The 15323-nt window shown below is 69.2% G+C and carries 13 protein-coding genes and 2 tRNA genes; 3 read left to right on the top strand and 12 right to left on the bottom strand.

Features of this window, described 5'->3' with window-relative positions; all coding sequences use genetic code 11:
- Window position 1 precedes the first annotated feature (1 nt).
- The 5 genes from IE94_RS0121770 to IE94_RS0121750 all read right to left on the bottom strand — a co-directional run bounded on the left by IE94_RS0121770 (window position 2) and on the right by IE94_RS0121750 (window position 6458).
- Entirely contained in the window at window positions 2-1021 is a 1020-nt protein-coding gene (locus IE94_RS0121770) for a rod shape-determining protein (RefSeq protein ID WP_007449816.1), read from the bottom strand.
- 320 nt (window positions 1022-1341) lie between these two features.
- Window positions 1342-1755 (bottom strand): nucleoside-diphosphate kinase, encoded by a 414-nt coding sequence (gene ndk, locus IE94_RS0121765; RefSeq protein WP_030186859.1) that lies wholly within the window; start codon window positions 1753-1755, stop codon window positions 1342-1344.
- A 116-nt stretch (window positions 1756-1871) separates the two neighbouring features.
- Window positions 1872-2228: a DUF4233 domain-containing protein gene (locus IE94_RS0121760; RefSeq protein ID WP_030186857.1), complete on the bottom strand. Its 357-nt coding sequence runs from the start codon at window positions 2226-2228 to the stop codon at window positions 1872-1874.
- 6 nt (window positions 2229-2234) lie between these two features.
- Window positions 2235-3749, bottom strand: a complete 1515-nt coding sequence (gene folC / locus IE94_RS0121755; RefSeq protein WP_030186855.1) for a bifunctional tetrahydrofolate synthase/dihydrofolate synthase — start codon at window positions 3747-3749, stop codon at window positions 2235-2237.
- Window positions 3750-3833: 84 nt separating this feature from the next.
- A complete protein-coding gene (locus tag IE94_RS0121750; protein WP_030186853.1) occupies window positions 3834-6458 on the bottom strand; it encodes a valine--tRNA ligase in 2625 nt (874 codons plus the stop codon).
- A 138-nt stretch (window positions 6459-6596) separates the two neighbouring features.
- Here IE94_RS0121750 and IE94_RS0121745 point away from each other — a divergent pair, with 138 nt between their 5' ends.
- Window positions 6597-7613, top strand: coding sequence for a hypothetical protein (locus IE94_RS0121745; protein WP_030186851.1), 1017 nt, complete (start codon window positions 6597-6599; stop codon window positions 7611-7613).
- A 78-nt stretch (window positions 7614-7691) separates the two neighbouring features.
- On the opposite strand, the gene clpX is transcribed toward IE94_RS0121745, so the two are convergent.
- The 5 genes from clpX to IE94_RS0121720 all read right to left on the bottom strand — a co-directional run bounded on the left by clpX (window position 7692) and on the right by IE94_RS0121720 (window position 12472).
- Window positions 7692-8978, bottom strand: coding sequence for an ATP-dependent Clp protease ATP-binding subunit ClpX (gene clpX / locus IE94_RS0121740; RefSeq protein WP_003976182.1), 1287 nt, complete (start codon window positions 8976-8978; stop codon window positions 7692-7694).
- A 189-nt stretch (window positions 8979-9167) separates the two neighbouring features.
- Window positions 9168-9878, bottom strand: coding sequence for an ATP-dependent Clp protease proteolytic subunit (locus IE94_RS0121735; protein WP_030186850.1), 711 nt, complete (start codon window positions 9876-9878; stop codon window positions 9168-9170).
- A 50-nt stretch (window positions 9879-9928) separates the two neighbouring features.
- On the bottom strand, window positions 9929-10534 hold the full coding sequence (locus IE94_RS0121730; RefSeq protein ID WP_030186848.1) for an ATP-dependent Clp protease proteolytic subunit: 606 nt from the start codon (window positions 10532-10534) through the stop codon (window positions 9929-9931).
- Window positions 10535-10809: 275 nt separating this feature from the next.
- Window positions 10810-12213, bottom strand: coding sequence for a trigger factor (gene tig, locus IE94_RS0121725; RefSeq protein WP_030186842.1), 1404 nt, complete (start codon window positions 12211-12213; stop codon window positions 10810-10812).
- 182 nt (window positions 12214-12395) lie between these two features.
- A tRNA-Pro gene (locus IE94_RS0121720) sits at window positions 12396-12472 on the bottom strand.
- Between the two features lie 162 nt (window positions 12473-12634).
- Here IE94_RS0121720 and IE94_RS0121715 point away from each other — a divergent pair.
- A tRNA-Gly gene (locus tag IE94_RS0121715) sits at window positions 12635-12705 on the top strand.
- Window positions 12706-12760: 55 nt separating this feature from the next.
- Here the strand turns inward: IE94_RS0121715 and IE94_RS0121710 are convergent.
- Window positions 12761-12955 carry a hypothetical protein gene (locus IE94_RS0121710; protein WP_003976178.1) on the bottom strand — a complete coding sequence of 65 codons (195 nt, stop codon included), beginning with the start codon at window positions 12953-12955 and terminating at the stop codon, window positions 12761-12763.
- 721 nt (window positions 12956-13676) lie between these two features.
- Here IE94_RS0121710 and IE94_RS0121705 point away from each other — a divergent pair.
- Window positions 13677-14840, top strand: coding sequence for an acyltransferase family protein (locus IE94_RS0121705; RefSeq protein ID WP_030186836.1), 1164 nt, complete (start codon window positions 13677-13679; stop codon window positions 14838-14840).
- Window positions 14841-14850: 10 nt separating this feature from the next.
- On the opposite strand, the gene IE94_RS0121700 is transcribed toward IE94_RS0121705, so the two are convergent.
- Entirely contained in the window at window positions 14851-15318 is a 468-nt protein-coding gene (locus IE94_RS0121700; protein WP_030186835.1) for an HD domain-containing protein, read from the bottom strand.
- Between the last annotated feature and the right edge of the window lie 5 nt (window positions 15319-15323).

The raw sequence follows: 15323 nt of genomic DNA, 5'->3' as shown, positions 1-15323 counted from the left end.
GTCATCTGCGGGGCGAGGCGTCCAGCACCTGCTGGAGCGCCTCGAACTCCTCGACGCACTTGCCGCTGCCGAGCGCCACGCTGTCCAGCGGGTCCTCGGCGATGTGGATCGGCATTCCGGTCTCCCGGCGCAGCCGTTCGTCGAGCCCGCGCAGCAGCGCGCCGCCGCCGGTCAGGACGATGCCCCGGTCCATGATGTCGCCGGACAGCTCCGGCGGACACTTGTCGAGGGTCGTCTTGACGGCGTCGACGATGGCGTTGACCGGCTCCTCGATCGCCTTGCGCACTTCGGCGGCGGAGATGACGACGGTCTTGGGCAGCCCGGAGACGAGGTCCCGGCCGCGGATTTCGGTGTGCTCGTCGGAGTCGAGGTCGTACGCCGAACCGATCGTGATCTTGATCTGTTCGGCCGTGCGCTCACCCAGCAGAAGGCTGTACTCCTTCTTCACGTGCTGGATGATCGCGTTGTCCAGCTCGTCACCCGCGACGCGGATGGACTGGGCGGTGACGATGCCGCCGAGCGAGATGACCGCGACCTCCGTGGTGCCGCCGCCGATGTCCACCACCATGTTGCCCGTGGCCTCGTGGACCGGCAGGCCGGAGCCGATGGCCGCGGCCATGGGCTCCTCGATGATGTGCACCTGTCGGGCGCCGGCCTGGGACGACGCCTCGATGACGGCACGGCGCTCGACGCCGGTGATGCCCGAGGGCACACAGACGACGACCCGCGGACGAGCCAGATACCGCCGCTTGTGGATCTTCAGGATGAAGTAGCGGAGCATCCGCTCGGTGATCTCGAAGTCGGCGATGACGCCGTCCTTCAGCGGGCGCACGGCAACGATGTTGCCGGGCGTGCGCCCGATCATCTTCTTCGCTTCGGCGCCGACCGCGAGGATGCCACCGGTGTTGGTGTTGATCGCGACGACGGACGGCTCGTTGAGTACGATCCCGCGACCCCTGACGTACACCAGCGTGTTGGCGGTCCCGAGGTCGACAGCCATGTCACGGCCGATGAACGACATTGAGTTCCCCATCAGGATTCGACTGGCCTTCCCAGGAGCTTTTGAGGGCTTTTCAGGTAGGCGAAGTGGGTGCAGTGACGCGTGGAGGCTTCCATCGTAGACGCGCTTTCGCGAACACTGCGCGAGGGTCTTCGCCATTGTCAGCAGATGGCGCACCGCCTCGCTTCTGGAGACGGGCCAACGGTGGCATCCGTTCCCCCGATCAGGCGCGCATATGCCACAGGGCGGTCGCTTTCGCGCGACCGCCCCGGCTCCGCCCGGTCCATTCGACTGACACGGTGTCAGAAAAAAAGACGCTCCCGGCGTGTCCCGTAGGTGGATCAGACCCGGCCCGGGAAGAAGATCTTCAGCTCCCGCTCGGCGGACTCCTCGGAGTCGGAGGCGTGGATCAGGTTCTCGCGGACGATCACACCGTAGTCCCCGCGGATGGAGCCGGGCGCGGCGGCGATCGGGTCGGTGGGCCCGGCCAGCGCGCGCACCCCCTCGATGACCCGCTCGCCCTCGACGACCATCGCCACGACCGGCCCGGACGCCATGAACTCGACCAGCGGCTCGTAGAACGGCTTGCCCTGGTGCTCGCCGTAGTGCTGCTCCAGCGTCTCGGTGTCCAGGGTGCGCAGTTCCAGCGCGGTGATCTGCCAGCCGGCCTTGCGCTCGATACGGCTGATGATCTCGCCGGTCAGGCCACGACGGACGGCGTCGGGCTTGAGGAGGACGAGGCTGCGCTGAGTCACGAGGGGCTCCCTTGGAGATGTGCGGTCGTGCGGGTGATGAATGAGGTTACCGGGCGTGTCGCGGCCCCGGTCACACAGCGTCAGGCATACCGGCCCGGTCGGCCCCGTCCCGCCGGTCAGGCGGGGTCGGGCGCGGCGGCCTCGGCCTGGGCGGCGAACCTCGCCTTCGCCTCGTCGATCTTCCGGCCGTAGTGCACCGAGGCCCACCACAGGGCGGCGAAGATCGCACCGAGGAAGAACATGGTCGGCACCACGAAGCCGGCGGCGATCAGCGCGACCTGCAGCGCCCAGCCGAGGGCGATCCCGCCGGGCCGGGTGAGGACCCCGCACAGCAGCACGCTGAGGAACATCGCGATGCCGCTGACCGTCCACACCGTCCCCACGGACAGGTCCGGGTCCTTCATGGCGACCAGTCCGGCGAAGCCGATCACGAAGAACTCGCCGATCAGAGTCGAAGCACAGAGCGTACGCACGGTTTCTCAGCCCCTCCCGAGAAGCAGTCGGGCCTCGCCGACGGTGATGACGGAACCGGTGACGAGCACACCGCCGCCCGCGAACTCGCCCTCCTCCTCGGCCAGCGTGATCGCGGCCTCCAGGGCGTCCGGCAGCCGCGGCTCGACCTGGACGCGGTCGTCGCCGAAGACCTCCACGGCGATCGCGGCCAGCTCGTCGGCGTCCATCGCGCGGTGGCTGGAGTTCTGGGTGACGACGACCTCGGCGAAGACCGGTTCGAACGCCTCCAGCAGCCCCCGTACGTTCTTGTCGCCGCTGGCACCGACCACCCCGATGAGGCGGCTGAACTGGAAGGCCTCCCCCACCGCCTCGGCGGTGACCCGGGCGCCGGCCGGGTTGTGCGCGGCGTCCAGCACCACGGTCGGCGAGCGCCGCACCACCTCCATCCGCCCCGGCGAGGCGACGGAGGCGAAGGCCTTGCGCACGGTGTCCACGTCCAGCGACTCGGGACGCTGCGCGCCGACGCCGAAGAACGCCTCGACGGCGGCCAGCGCGACCGCCGCGTTGTGCGCCTGGTGGGCGCCGTGCAGCGGCAGGTAGACCTCGGTGTACTCGCCGCCGAGCCCGCGCAGGGTGACCAGCTGCCCGCCGACGGCGACCTCGCGGGCCACGACGCCGAACTCCAGCCCCTCGCGGGCGACGGTGGCGTTGACGTCGACGGCCTTCTTCAGCATGACCTGCGCCGCGTCCACCGGCTGCTGGGCCAGGATCACGGTGGCGTCCTGCTTGACGATGCCGGCCTTCTCGGCCGCGATCTCGCCGGGCGTCTCGCCGAGCCGGTCGGTGTGGTCCAGGTCGATGGGGGTGACGACGGCGACGTCCCCGTCGATGACGTTGGTGGCGTCCCAGGAGCCGCCCATCCCGACCTCGACGACGGCCACGTCCACGGGCGCGTCGGCGAAGGCGGCGTACGCCATGCCGGTCAGCACCTCGAAGAACGACAGCCGGTACTCCTGCCGCGCGTCGACCATCTCGACGTACGGCTTGATGTCGGCGTACGTCTCGACGAACCGCTCGGCGGAGATCGGCGCCCCGTCCAGGCTGATCCGCTCGGTGATCGACTGGACGTGCGGCGAGGTGTACCGCCCGGTGCGCAGCTCGAAGGCGCCGAGCAGGGCCTCGATCATGCGGGCGGTGGAGGTCTTGCCGTTGGTCCCGGTGATGTGGATCGAGGGGTACGAGCGCTGCGGCTCGCCCAGTACGTCCATCAGCGCGGCGATCCTGGTGACGGACGGCTCCAGCTTGGTCTCGCCCCAGCGGGTGGCCAGCTCCGTCTCGACGGCGCGCAGCGCCGCGTCCACCTCGGGATCCTCCGGGCGCCCGGGGACGTCGGCCTGCGGGGGGCCGCCCTGGGTGCGCAGGGTGCGGCTGCCGGCCTCGATGACGGCGAGGTCGGGGTCGCGGGTGGTCTCCGCGTCGATGATCTCGTCGAAGGAGTCGAGGGGGTCGGGCTGGTCGTTCTGGCCGGGGTTGTCGCTCACGGGGACCAGTCTACGTACCCCGTGCCCCGTGACCGCGGGCAGTCGTGCGGCCTGGACGGCACGGCTGCCCGCGGGCTGCGGCGGTTACGCCTCCGGCAGCTTCTCCAGCTGCGCGGTGATGCGGGCGATGTCCTCGTCCGCCTTGGCCAGCCGGCCCCGGATCTTGTCCACGACGTGGTCCGGCGCCTTGGCGAGGAACGCCTCGTTGCCGAGCTTGCCGTTGGCCTGGGCCTTCTCCTTCTCCGCCGCCGCGAGGTCCTTCGCCAGCCGCTTGCGCTCGGCGGCGAAGTCGATGACGCCGGAGAGGTCGAGGGCCACCTCGACACCCGCGACCGGCAGCGTGGCCGTCGCCGTGAAGGACTCGCCCTCCGGCTGGAGCCGCAGCAGCTGCCGGACGGCCGCCTCGTGGGCCGCGAGCGCGCTGCCGGTCAGGGTCAGCCGGGCCGGGACCCGCTGGCCGGGCTGGAGACCCTGGTCGGCACGGAAGCGCCGGACCTCGGTGATGACGGACTGGACGGTCTCGATCTCCCCCTCGGCGTCCGCGTCGCGGAACCCGGAGTCGGACGGCCACTCGGCGATGACGACCGACTCGCCACCGGTGAGCGTGGTCCACAGCGTCTCCGTGACGAAGGGGACGACCGGGTGGAGGAGACGCAGCGTCACGTCCAGGACCTCGCCCAGGACCCGCTGGGAGACCTCGGCCGCCTCGCCGCCCGCCTGGAAGGTGGTCTTGGACAGCTCGACGTACCAGTCGAAGACCTCGTCCCAGGCGAAGTGGAACAGGGCGTCGGAGAGCTTCGCGAACTGGTAGTCCTCGTAGTACGCGTCGACCTCGGCGACCACCGAGTTCAGCCGGGACAGGATCCACCGGTCGGTCGAGGACATCCTCGACGCGTCCGGCAGCGGGCCGTCCACCGTCGCGCCGTTCATCAGCGCGAAGCGGGTGGCGTTCCAGATCTTGTTGGCGAAGTTGCGGGAGCCCTGGACCCAGTCCTCGCCGATCGGGACGTCGACGCCCGGGTTGGCGCCGCGCGCGAGGGTGAAGCGCAGGGCGTCGGAGCCGTACTTGTCCATCCAGTCCAGCGGGTTCACCACGTTCCCGAAGGACTTGGACATCTTCTTGCCGTTCTGGTCACGGACCATGCCGTGCAGGGCGATGGTGTGGAACGGCGGGGTGCCGTCCATCGCGTAGAGGCCGAACATCATCATCCGGGCGACCCAGAAGAAGAGGATGTCGTAGCCGGTGACCAGGACCGAGTTCGGGTAGAACTTCGCGAGCGACTCGGTCTGCTCGGGCCAGCCGAGCGTGGAGAAGGGCCACAGGCCGGAGGAGAACCAGGTGTCCAGGACGTCGGAGTCCTGGTACCAGCCCTCGCCGCCGGGCGGCTCCTCGTCGGGGCCGACGCAGACGACCTCGCCGTCCGGGCCGTACCAGACGGGGATGCGGTGGCCCCACCACAGCTGGCGCGAGATGCACCAGTCGTGGAGGTTGTCGACCCAGTCGAAGTACCGCTTCTCCATCTCCTGCGGGTGGATCTTGACCTTGCCGTCGCGGACCGCGTCGCCGGCGGCCTTGGCCAGCGGGCCGACCTTGACCCACCACTGCATGGACAGGCGCGGCTCGATGGTGGTCTTGCAGCGCGAGCAGTGGCCGACGGAGTGGACGTAGGGCCGCTTCTCGGCGACGATCCGGCCCTCGGCGCGCAGCGCGGCGACGATGGCGGAGCGGGCCTCCAGGCGGTCAAGGCCCTGGAAGGGGCCGTGGGCGGTGATGACGGCGTGCTCGTCCATCACGGCGATGGACGGCAGGTTGTGCCGCTGGCCGATCTCGAAGTCGTTGGGGTCGTGGGCCGGCGTCACCTTGACGGCGCCGGTGCCGAACTCGGGGTCGACGTGCTCGTCGGCGACGACCGGGATGGAGCGGTCGGTCAGCGGCAGCTTGATCAGCTTGCCGACCAGGTGCTTGTACCGCTCGTCCTCGGGGTGGACGGCGACGGCGGTGTCGCCGAGCATCGTCTCCGCGCGGGTGGTGGCGACGACGATGGTCTCGTCGCCCTCCCCGTACTTCATGGAGACCAGTTCGCCGTCGTCGTCCTGGTACTCGACCTCGATGTCGGAGATCGCGGTCAGACAGCGCGGGCACCAGTTGATGATGCGCTCGGCGCGGTAGATCAGCTCGTCGTCGTAGAGCCGCTTGAAGATGGTCTGGACGGCCTGGGACAGTCCCTCGTCCATCGTGAAGCGCTCGCGGGACCAGGCGACGGCGTCGCCGAGGCGGCGCATCTGGCCGCTGATCTGGCCGCCGGACTCGCTCTTCCACTGCCAGACGCGCTCGACGAAGGCCTCCCGGCCGAGGTCGTGCCGGGACTTGCCCTCCTTGGCCAGCTCGCGCTCGACGACGTTCTGCGTGGCGATGCCGGCGTGGTCCATGCCAGGCTGCCACAGCGTCTCGTAGCCCTGCATGCGCTTGCGGCGGGTCAGGGCGTCGATGAGCGTGTGCTCGAAGGCGTGCCCGAGATGCAGGCTGCCCGTGACGTTCGGCGGCGGGATGACGACGGTGTACGGCGGCTTCTCGCTCTTCGCGTCGGCCTCGAAGTAACCCCGTTCCACCCAGCGCTCGTACAGCCGCCCCTCTACCTCGGCCGGCGCGTACTGGGTCGGCAGTTCGGTACTGGGGGCGGGCTGCGGCTGCTGAGAGTTCTCGGTCACGGGGGTCAGTTTACGGGCGTCACGGCCCTGTTCCGAAACGCGTTTCTTCTGTAACGGTGCGGCCCCCGGTGACCTGCGCACGCCAGGTCTGGGTCAGGATGTCAGCACCACGTAAGGCATCTGAGGGGGAACCCAGTAATGAGTCACCAGCAGCCGGGCCCGTACGGCGGGCAGCCCCAGCAGCCCGGACCGTACGGCCAGCCGGGACCGTACGGCCAGCAGCCGCCGCAGGCCCCCCAGCCCGGCTACGGCTACCCCCAGCAGACGCCTCCCCCTCAGCCGGGTTACGGCTACCCGCAGCAGCCCCAGCAGGGCGCCGTCCCGCCGCAGGCCCCCTACGGTCAGCAGCCCGCCTACGGTCAGCAGCCCCCGTACGGTCAGCAGCCCCCGTACGGCCAGCAGCCCCCGTACGGTCAGCAGCCGTACGGCATGCCTCAGCCCCCGGCTCCGGGTGGCGGCGGCAAGAAGAAGGCCGGTCTGATCATCGGCGCGGTCGCCGTCGTGGCGGCGATCGGCGTGGGGGCCTACTTCGTGATCGGCGGCGGTGGCGGCGCGGGCGGCCTGGAGGACGACGGCGCCCACAAGCTGACGACGCCGGCGACGGTGCTCACCGACTACAAGCGCGCCAGCGACGAGGCCGCCGAGACCGACTCGGACACGGTCAAGGACCTGGAGAAGAGTGGCGTCAAGGACGGCACGAGCGTGACCGGGTTCTACACCACCGCGGACCTCACCGGGTACGACCCTTCGGACCCGAGCACGGCCCCCGACCCCGCTGAAATGGCGACCGCCAAGGGCATCACCTACATCGGTGCGTACGGGAAGATCTCGGACCCCGAGACAGTGCTCGACAAGTTCTTCGCCGAGTTCAAGAAGGAGTCCGAGAAGAACTCGTCGTCCTCCTCCGAGACGGGGGGCGGCAAGGCCGTGGGCGAACCCGAGTCGGTCGACATCGACGGCGCGGTCATGAAGTGCCAGGGCGTCGAGGGCACCAACCCGGTCTCCAAGAAGGAGAAGACGGACTGGATCTGCGCCTGGGCCGACTACAGCACGATCGCTCTGGTCTCACCGGGTGACGCCACCAAGGGTGTGACGAAGGACGTCGCCGTCGACATCACCACCAAGCTCCGCAAGGAAATCCGCGTCAAGGCCTGACGCGCCTTCGGACGCCACGCGGGAGGGGGGCCCGGTCGAATCGACCGGGCCCCTCCCGCGTGCGTGGTGCGTGACCGGCTACGCCGTCTTCTGCTCGCCCGGGCCCCGCCCCCGCGAATCCCGGGGGATCAGCGTCGGGTTGACGTTGGAGAGGACCACGTCGGCGGTGATGACGACGCGGGCGACGTCCTTGCGGGACGGGACCTCGTACATCACGCCCTGGAGGACCTCCTCCATGATGGCGCGCAGGCCGCGGGCGCCGGTCTGGCGGAGGATGGCCTGGTCGGCGATGGCCTCCAGGGCCTCGCGCTCGAAGTCCAGCTCCACGCCGTCGAGTTCGAAGAGGCGCTCGTACTGCTTGACGAGGGCGTTGCGCGGCTCGACCAGGATCTGGAGGAGCGCCTCGCGGTCGAGGTTGTGGACGGAGGTGATGACGGGCAGCCGGCCGATGAACTCGGGGATCATGCCGAACTTGACCAGGTCCTCCGGCATGACCTGCTCGAACTGGTCCTTGGACTCGATCTCCCGCTTGGAGCGGATCTGCGCGCCGAAGCCGATGCCCTTGGCGCCGGCCCGGCCCTCGATGATCTTCTCCAGGCCCGCGAAGGCACCGCCCACGATGAACAGGACGTTCGTCGTGTCGATCTGGATGAACTCCTGGTGCGGGTGCTTGCGGCCGCCCTGCGGCGGGACCGAGGCCGTGGTGCCCTCGAGGATCTTCAGCAGGGCCTGCTGGACGCCCTCGCCCGACACGTCGCGCGTGATGGAGGGGTTCTCGCTCTTGCGCGCGACCTTGTCGATCTCGTCGATGTAGATGATCCCGGTCTCGGCCTTCTTGACGTCGTAGTCCGCGGCCTGGATCAGCTTGAGCAGGATGTTCTCGACGTCCTCGCCGACGTACCCCGCCTCGGTGAGCGCCGTGGCGTCGGCGATCGCGAAGGGGACGTTCAGCATGCGGGCGAGGGTCTGGGCGAGGAGGGTCTTGCCGGAGCCCGTGGGGCCCAGCAGGAGGATGTTGGACTTCGCCAACTCGATGGCGTCCTCGCGGCCTTGGGCGCCGCCGTTCTCACCGGCCTGGACCCGCTTGTAGTGGTTGTACACCGCGACGGAGAGGGCCTTCTTGGCCGCTTCCTGGCCGACCACGTAGCTCTCGAGGAACTCGTAGATCTCGCGGGGCTTCGGGAGCTCCTCCCAGCGCACCTCGCTGGTCTCGGCCAGCTCCTCCTCGATGATCTCGTTGCAGAGGTCGATGCACTCGTCGCAGATGTACACACCGGGCCCTGCGATGAGCTTCTTGACCTGCTTCTGGCTCTTTCCGCAGAACGAGCACTTGAGCAGATCGCCGCCGTCACCGATGCGTGCCACGGTGTGCTTCCCCTTCGCCTGGGAGACTCCCGGCGTCGACGTCACGTCAACGGCGGGCGGACTCCTGGTGCTGCCTTATGTCCGACGGTACCTTGCCGGGCCCCTCGTCCGGGCCCCCCTTGGCACGGTCCCTTTGACGTGAATCGCGTCAAACCGTGCCAAGGAGCGGCAGACGATACAGCCTCCCGCCTAGCGGAGAGAGGAGTTGTCCATCTTCCGGGTGGTGATGATCTGGTCGATCAGGCCGTAGCTCAGCGCGTCCTCGGCCGTGAGGATCTTGTCGCGCTCGATGTCCTCGCGGATCTTCTCGACCGGCGTGGTGGAGTGCTTGGCCAGCATCTCCTCCAGCTGCGAGCGCATCCGGAGGATCTCGTTGGCGGCGATCTCCAGGTCGGAGACCTGACCGCGGCCGGTCTCGCTGTACGGCTGGTGGATCAGGACGCGGGCGTTCGGCAGCGCCATGCGCTTGCCCGGCGTACCGGCGGCCAGCAGGACGGCGGCGGCGGAGGCGGCCTGGCCCATGCAGACCGTCTGGACGTCCGGCTTCACGTACTGCATCGTGTCGTAGATAGCCGTGAGCGCGGTGAAGGAGCCGCCGGGGCTGTTGATGTAGACCGAGATGTCCCGGTCGGGGTCCATCGACTCCAGGCACAGCAGCTGCGCCATGACGTCGTTGGCCGAGGCGTCGTCGATCTGGACGCCGAGGAAGATCACCCGCTCCTCGAAGAGCTTGGCGTACGGGTCGTACTCGCGCACGCCCTGCGAGGTGCGCTCGACGAAGCGCGGGATGACGTAGCGGGACTCGGCCTGCGGGCCGGTGTAGCGGCCCTGGGAGGCGGCGCGCAGGTCCTGCGTGGCGTTCATGCGGTCGTACAGGCCGCTGCCGGGGAAGTCGTTCACAGTGTCTCCTGTAAAGGGGCTGAGGCGGTCGGCTCGGGGCGGGGGATGGCTCAGGCGCCCGTGCCGCCGCCGCCCGGCATGCCGGCGGCCGTGGCGATGACGTCGTCGATGAGGCCGTACTCCTTGGCCTCGAAGGCGTCGAACCAGCGGTCGCGGTCCGAGTCGCGGGTGATCTGCTCGATCGTCTGGCCGGTGTGCTGGGAGGTCAGCTCGGCCATGCGCCGCTTGGTGTGCAGCAGCCGCTCGGCGTGGATCTTGATGTCCGAGGCCGAACCGGCGAGGCCGGCGGACGGCTGGTGGATCAGGATCTCGGCGTTCGGCAGCGCGAAGCGCTTGCCGGGGGTGCCCGCGCTGAGCAGGAACTGCCCCATGGAGGCCGCGAGACCCATCGCGATCGTCACCACGTCGTTCTTGATGTACTGCATGGTGTCGTAGATCGCCATGCCGGCCGTGATCGAACCGCCCGGGCTGTTGATGTACAGGAAGATGTCCTTGTCCGGGTCGGAGGCAAGGAGCAGCAGCTGTGCGGTGATCTTGTTGGCAATGTCGTCGTCGACCGGCTGGCCGAGGAAGATGATCCGCTCGCCGAGCAGTCGGTTGTAGACCTGGTCGCCGAGGCCGCCACCGATAGAGGGCTCGCCGGCGGCTGAGGGCATCAGATTCGTCACGTATCCACCTGCTCGTCTTACGACGGCGCCGGGCCGTCTCACGTTTCCCTGCGGGGCTGGAGCCGCTTTCCGGGACTCCCCTGCCCTCGTATTCATGGACCCTAACGCGGTGGCCCTCCGGTGCCATCCCGGTTCTGCGGGTGTTCGCCTCGGGCGTAGCGGTACGCAGGGCGCGGGTGCGACCGCGGGCCGTACGACGAACGGGCCCCGGCGTCAAAACGTCCGGGGCCCGTTCCACATCCGTCGGGGACGGCGCGAGGGGATCAGCCCTCGGTCTTCTCCTCGGCCTTGTCGTCGGCCTTCTCGGCGTCGGTGGACTCGGCGGCGGCCTCGGGGGCCTCCGTCTCCTCGTCCTCCTCGTCGTCCAGGTCGACGATCTCGCCGTTGGTGTCCTTGACCGTGGCCTTCTCGACCACGGAGGCCAGGGCCTTGCCGCGGGCGACCTCGCCGACGAGGAGCGGGACCTGGCCCTGCTCGACGACGGCCTGGGCGAACTGGTCGGGGGACATGCCGGAGGAGGCGGCGCGGCGCATGAGGTGCTCGGTCAGCTCTTCCTGGCTGACGTTGAGCTTCTCCTGCTTGACCAGCTCGTCGAGGACGAACTGGGTCTTGATGCCCTTGACCGCGGCCTCGCGGGTCTCGGTCTCGAACTCCTCGGCGGTCTTGCCCTGGAGCTCCAGGTACTTCTCGAGGTCGAGGCCCATCTGGCCGAGCTGGTGGTGCTCGAGGTTGTGCTTACGGGTGTTGATCTCGTCCTCGAGGAGCTTCTCGGGGACCGGGACCTCGACCAGGTCGAGCAGCTTGTCCAGGACGCGCTCCTGGGCCTGCGTGGCCTGGTCGTACTGCTTCATGTTGGCCAGGCGCTTGCGGCTGTCGGCCCGCAGCTCCTCCAGCGTGTCGAACTCCGACGCGAGCTGCGCGAAGTCGTCGTCCAGCTCGGGCAGCTCGCGCGCGGCGACCTGGGTGACCTTGACGGTGACCTCGGCCTCCTTGCCGGCCGCCGAGCCGCCCTTGAGCTCGGAGGCGAAGGTGGCCTCGCCACCGGCCTCCAGGCCCTTCACGGCCTCGTCGATGCCGTCCAGCAGCTCGCCGGAGCCGATGGTGTAGGACACGCCGTCGGCGACGCCGTCCTCGAGGACCTCGCCGTCGACCTTGGCCTGCAGGTCGATGGTGATCACGTCGCCGTCCGCGGCGGCGCGCTCGACCGGGGAGGTGGAGGCGAAGCGCTCGCGCAGCTGCTCCACCGACTTCTCGACGTCCTCGTCGCTGACCTCGACGGCGTCGACCTCGACCTCGATGCCGGAGTAGTCCGGGATCTCGATGGCGGGGCGGATGTCGACCTCGGCGGTGAAGTTCAGCGTCTCGCCGTCCTTCAGCTCCGTGATGTCGACCTCGGGCTGGCCGAGCGGGTTCAGCTCGGCCTCGTTGACCGCGTCGGTGTAGAACTTCGGAAGCGCGTCGTTGACCGCCTCCTCCAGAACCGCACCGCGGCCGAACCGCTGGTCGATGACTCGGGCCGGGATCTTGCCCTTGCGGAAGCCCTTCACCGTGACCTGCTGGTTGATCTTCTTGTACGCCGCGTCGAGGCTGTCCTTGAGCTCCTCGAAGGGCACCTCGACAGTGAGCCGAACCCGGGTCGGGTTCAGGGTCTCCACGGCGCTCTTCACGGTTCGGTCTCCTTGGTGGCTGACTTCTTGGGTTCTGCCGGAACCAGAGAGTGTCCGGCAAATTACGCCGCCCGGAGACTTCAGACGCTGATGACACACGGGCGTGCAGCTTGCATAGTAACGGCAGCGACTACACGGCCCAAAAGGCGATCACTCGGTGGATCGGTCAGTGGATCGGTCGGTGGTCGGGGTGGCGGGATTTGAACCCACGGCCTTCCGCTCCCAAAGCGGACGCGCTACCAAGCTGCGCCACACCCCGTCTGGTGCGACACGTAGGGTACATGCCCCCCGTGCCGGGGGCCGCAGACTTTCCCGCGCGCCCGGGAAGGTCCGGCGTCGGCCGGAAGGGGTGTGCGGCGAGGGGGGACGACCCGCTACGATGCGTGCAGTGCCGCGGTCACCGACCCGCGGCGCCAGCTGTGCGGGCGTAGCTCAATGGTAGAGCCCCAGTCTTCCAAACTGGCTACGCGGGTTCGATTCCCGTCGCCCGCTCCGAGAGGCCTCCGGCCCGGTCCCCCAGGGGATCGGGCCGGAGGCCTTTGTGCGGCTAGAACTGGATCGAGTTGATCGTGTCCGCTATCGAGTCCAGGAAGCGTTGGATGTCGTCGGCCATGCCGGTCGAGGCGAGGAAGAAGCCGAAGAGGACCGCGACGACCGCCGGCCCCGCCTTGATCGACCCTCCCCGCAGCAGCACCACCAGGATGATCCCCAACAGCAGCACCACTGACAGTGAAATGGCCACAACTGATCACACCCTCGGTCGGTCCGCACTACCGCCCGGAGGTGCGGCACCGCACACCCCCGCCAGAACCATCGTGCCACCAACCGGGCCTCCTCATGCGGCGGGTGACACATCGTCCGGCCGGTTCCGTGGGTGGCGCACTCCCCCGCGTACGCGGGCGCGCCCCGCCCTCGCGCCCCGGACGGAATTTCGACGGGCCACTCGTGCGGGGAATTGGCGCCACTTCGTTTCCATGTCCACACAACGCGTTCGCAGATATTTCGAATTGTCGCGGCGGACACATCGGCATTGACATCGGTGACGCGCCGACGGGTGCGCCGACAGGGTCGTCACAGGGAGATCACAGGATCACCATGAGACCCGTAAGCGCATTGAAGCGGACATTCCAGCGGAGTCGCCCGCCGGACTTATGCGGTCTTTAGTCATGACGTGTCACGACAAGTGGGGCGCCCCGGGAGGGGCTTGGCCGCGCGGCGGCCGGGCGGGTTGTGGGGGCCGTCACGCCGTCAAAGAGGCCGGGTTCCGGAAATTCGGGGGTACTCGAACGGTACTCGTACCGCATTGGAAGCCCCGCTCAAGACCCGAATTACAGGAATGACGTCGAGGGTTTTACGGAATCCCACACAGAACGCTAGGGTGCCTCAGATGTTCTACGCTGCCTCGTCCCCCACCAGAGCAGCGAGGTCCTGCGACCGCTCGCCGAGTTCTCGGCGGGGGTCGCATGACTAGCTCGCTGCGACCTCACGGCGACCGGAAGTCGCCGTCGTCCCCTCCCTCCCCGCCGAGCCGGCAGCGCGACGCGTTCTTCGACAACGCCAAGTACCTGGCGATCGTGCTGGTCGGTGTGGGGCACGCCTGGGGTCAGATCCTGGACGGGAACCGGACCGTGGAGACCCTCTACCGGGTCCTGTACACGTTCCACATGCCGGCGTTCATCGTCATCTCCGGCTACTTCTCGCGCAGTTTCGACCTCAGCCCCAAGCGCGTCCGACGGCTGATCACCGGGGTCGCCGTCCCCTACCTCGTCTTCGAGGTCGCCTACACGCTGCACCGCCGCGTCAGCGAGGACCCGCAGAGCGACTTCAGCCTGCTGGACCCCACCTACCTCCTGTGGTTCCTGTGCGCGCTGTTCGTCTGGCGGCTGACCACCCCGATCTGGCAGACGGTCCGCCGGCCGCTCCCGATCGCCCTGTGCATCGCCGCGCTGGCCTCCGTGACGCCCAGCGTCGGCAACGACCTGAACATGCAGCGGGTGTTGCAGTTCCTGCCGTGCTTCGTGCTGGGTCTGGTGCTGCGCCCCGAACACTTCCGGCTGGTGCGGCGCCGTTCGGTGCGGATCCTGTCCGTGCCGGTGGTCGCGGCGGCCCTGCTGGTCGCCTGGTGGTCGGTGCCGCGCATGGAGACCGGCTGGTTCTACCGCAACGCCGCCATGCAGGAGACGGGTGCACCCTGGTGGTCGGGGCCCGTGCTGACGCTGGCGCTCTTCGGCTGCTCCGTGGTGCTGACCGCGTGCTTCTTCGCCTGGGTGCCCGGCCGGCGCATGTGGTTCACGGCGCTCGGCGCCGGCACGATCTACGGCTATCTGCTGCACGGCTTCCTGGTGAAGGAGGGCAGCTACGCCGGCTGGTTCCAGCACTCCTTCCTGGACACGCCGCTCGGTGAGATCGGGCTCACCGTCCTCGGCGCCGCCGCCGTCACCCTGCTGTGCACCAGGCCCGTCCAGCGGGCGCTCCGGTTCGTGGTCGAACCGAGGATGGACTGGGCCTTCAGGCGGGTTCCGGGCGACGCCGCCCGGGGCCGTGCGAAGCCCGAGCGGTCCGAGGCGCGCGACCCGGCCGCCGCGTCCGCCGCGCCGAACGGCAGCGGCGAGAAGGTCTCCGTCTAGGACCGGCGGGTCACCCCTGGCCGAGGAGGGCGCGCATGCGCGTGTACTTCTCGGCCAGTCGTGTGCGGGTGGCCTCGTCGAGGACGGCCAGCCGCCCGGGGTCGGCGTTGTGCGCCAGGTCCGCCTCCTTGACCAGCCGAGCGCCGGGGGTGGCCAGGATCCGCGCGGCGTACGCCTCGGGCGGCTCCCCCGCCCGCCTGGTGAGGGCCAGGACGATGTCCTTGGTACGGCGGCTCAGCGGCGCCTCGTCCAGCCAACGCCCGGTCAGCGCGTCGTCCTCGACGGCGTCGTGCAGCCAGGCGGCCGCGATCTGCTCGTCGTCGCCGCCGCGCGCCCGTACGCCCTCGGCGACGGCCCGCAGGTGTTCGGCGTACGGCCGGCCCGCCTTGTCCCGCTGTCCGGCGTGGGCGGCGCGTGCGGTGGCCTCGACCTCGGCCAGGGAGAGCGTCGGGGCGGGCGGTCCGAAGTCCTGGGGCATGGGCC

It is taken from the genome of Streptomyces violaceorubidus (assembly GCF_000717995.1).
Lineage (GTDB): Bacteria > Actinomycetota > Actinomycetes > Streptomycetales > Streptomycetaceae > Streptomyces > Streptomyces violaceorubidus.
Note: the sequence above shows the minus strand (reverse complement) of the source record. Positions and strands in the feature narration are given on the sequence as shown.

What these genes read in the sequence shown, in the direction of transcription:
- IE94_RS0121770 (WP_007449816.1), bottom strand. Translation starts at nt 1,021, where the DNA reads ATGTCGTTCATCGGCCGTGACATGGCTGTCGACCTCGGGACCGCCAAC.
- IE94_RS0121745 (WP_030186851.1), top strand. Translation starts at nt 6,597, where the DNA reads ATGAGTCACCAGCAGCCGGGCCCGTACGGCGGGCAGCCCCAGCAGCCC.
- IE94_RS0121730 (WP_030186848.1), bottom strand. Translation starts at nt 10,534, where the DNA reads ATGCCCTCAGCCGCCGGCGAGCCCTCTATCGGTGGCGGCCTCGGCGAC.
- IE94_RS0121705 (WP_030186836.1), top strand. Translation starts at nt 13,677, where the DNA reads ATGACTAGCTCGCTGCGACCTCACGGCGACCGGAAGTCGCCGTCGTCC.
- IE94_RS0121700 (WP_030186835.1), bottom strand. Translation starts at nt 15,318, where the DNA reads ATGCCCCAGGACTTCGGACCGCCCGCCCCGACGCTCTCCCTGGCCGAG.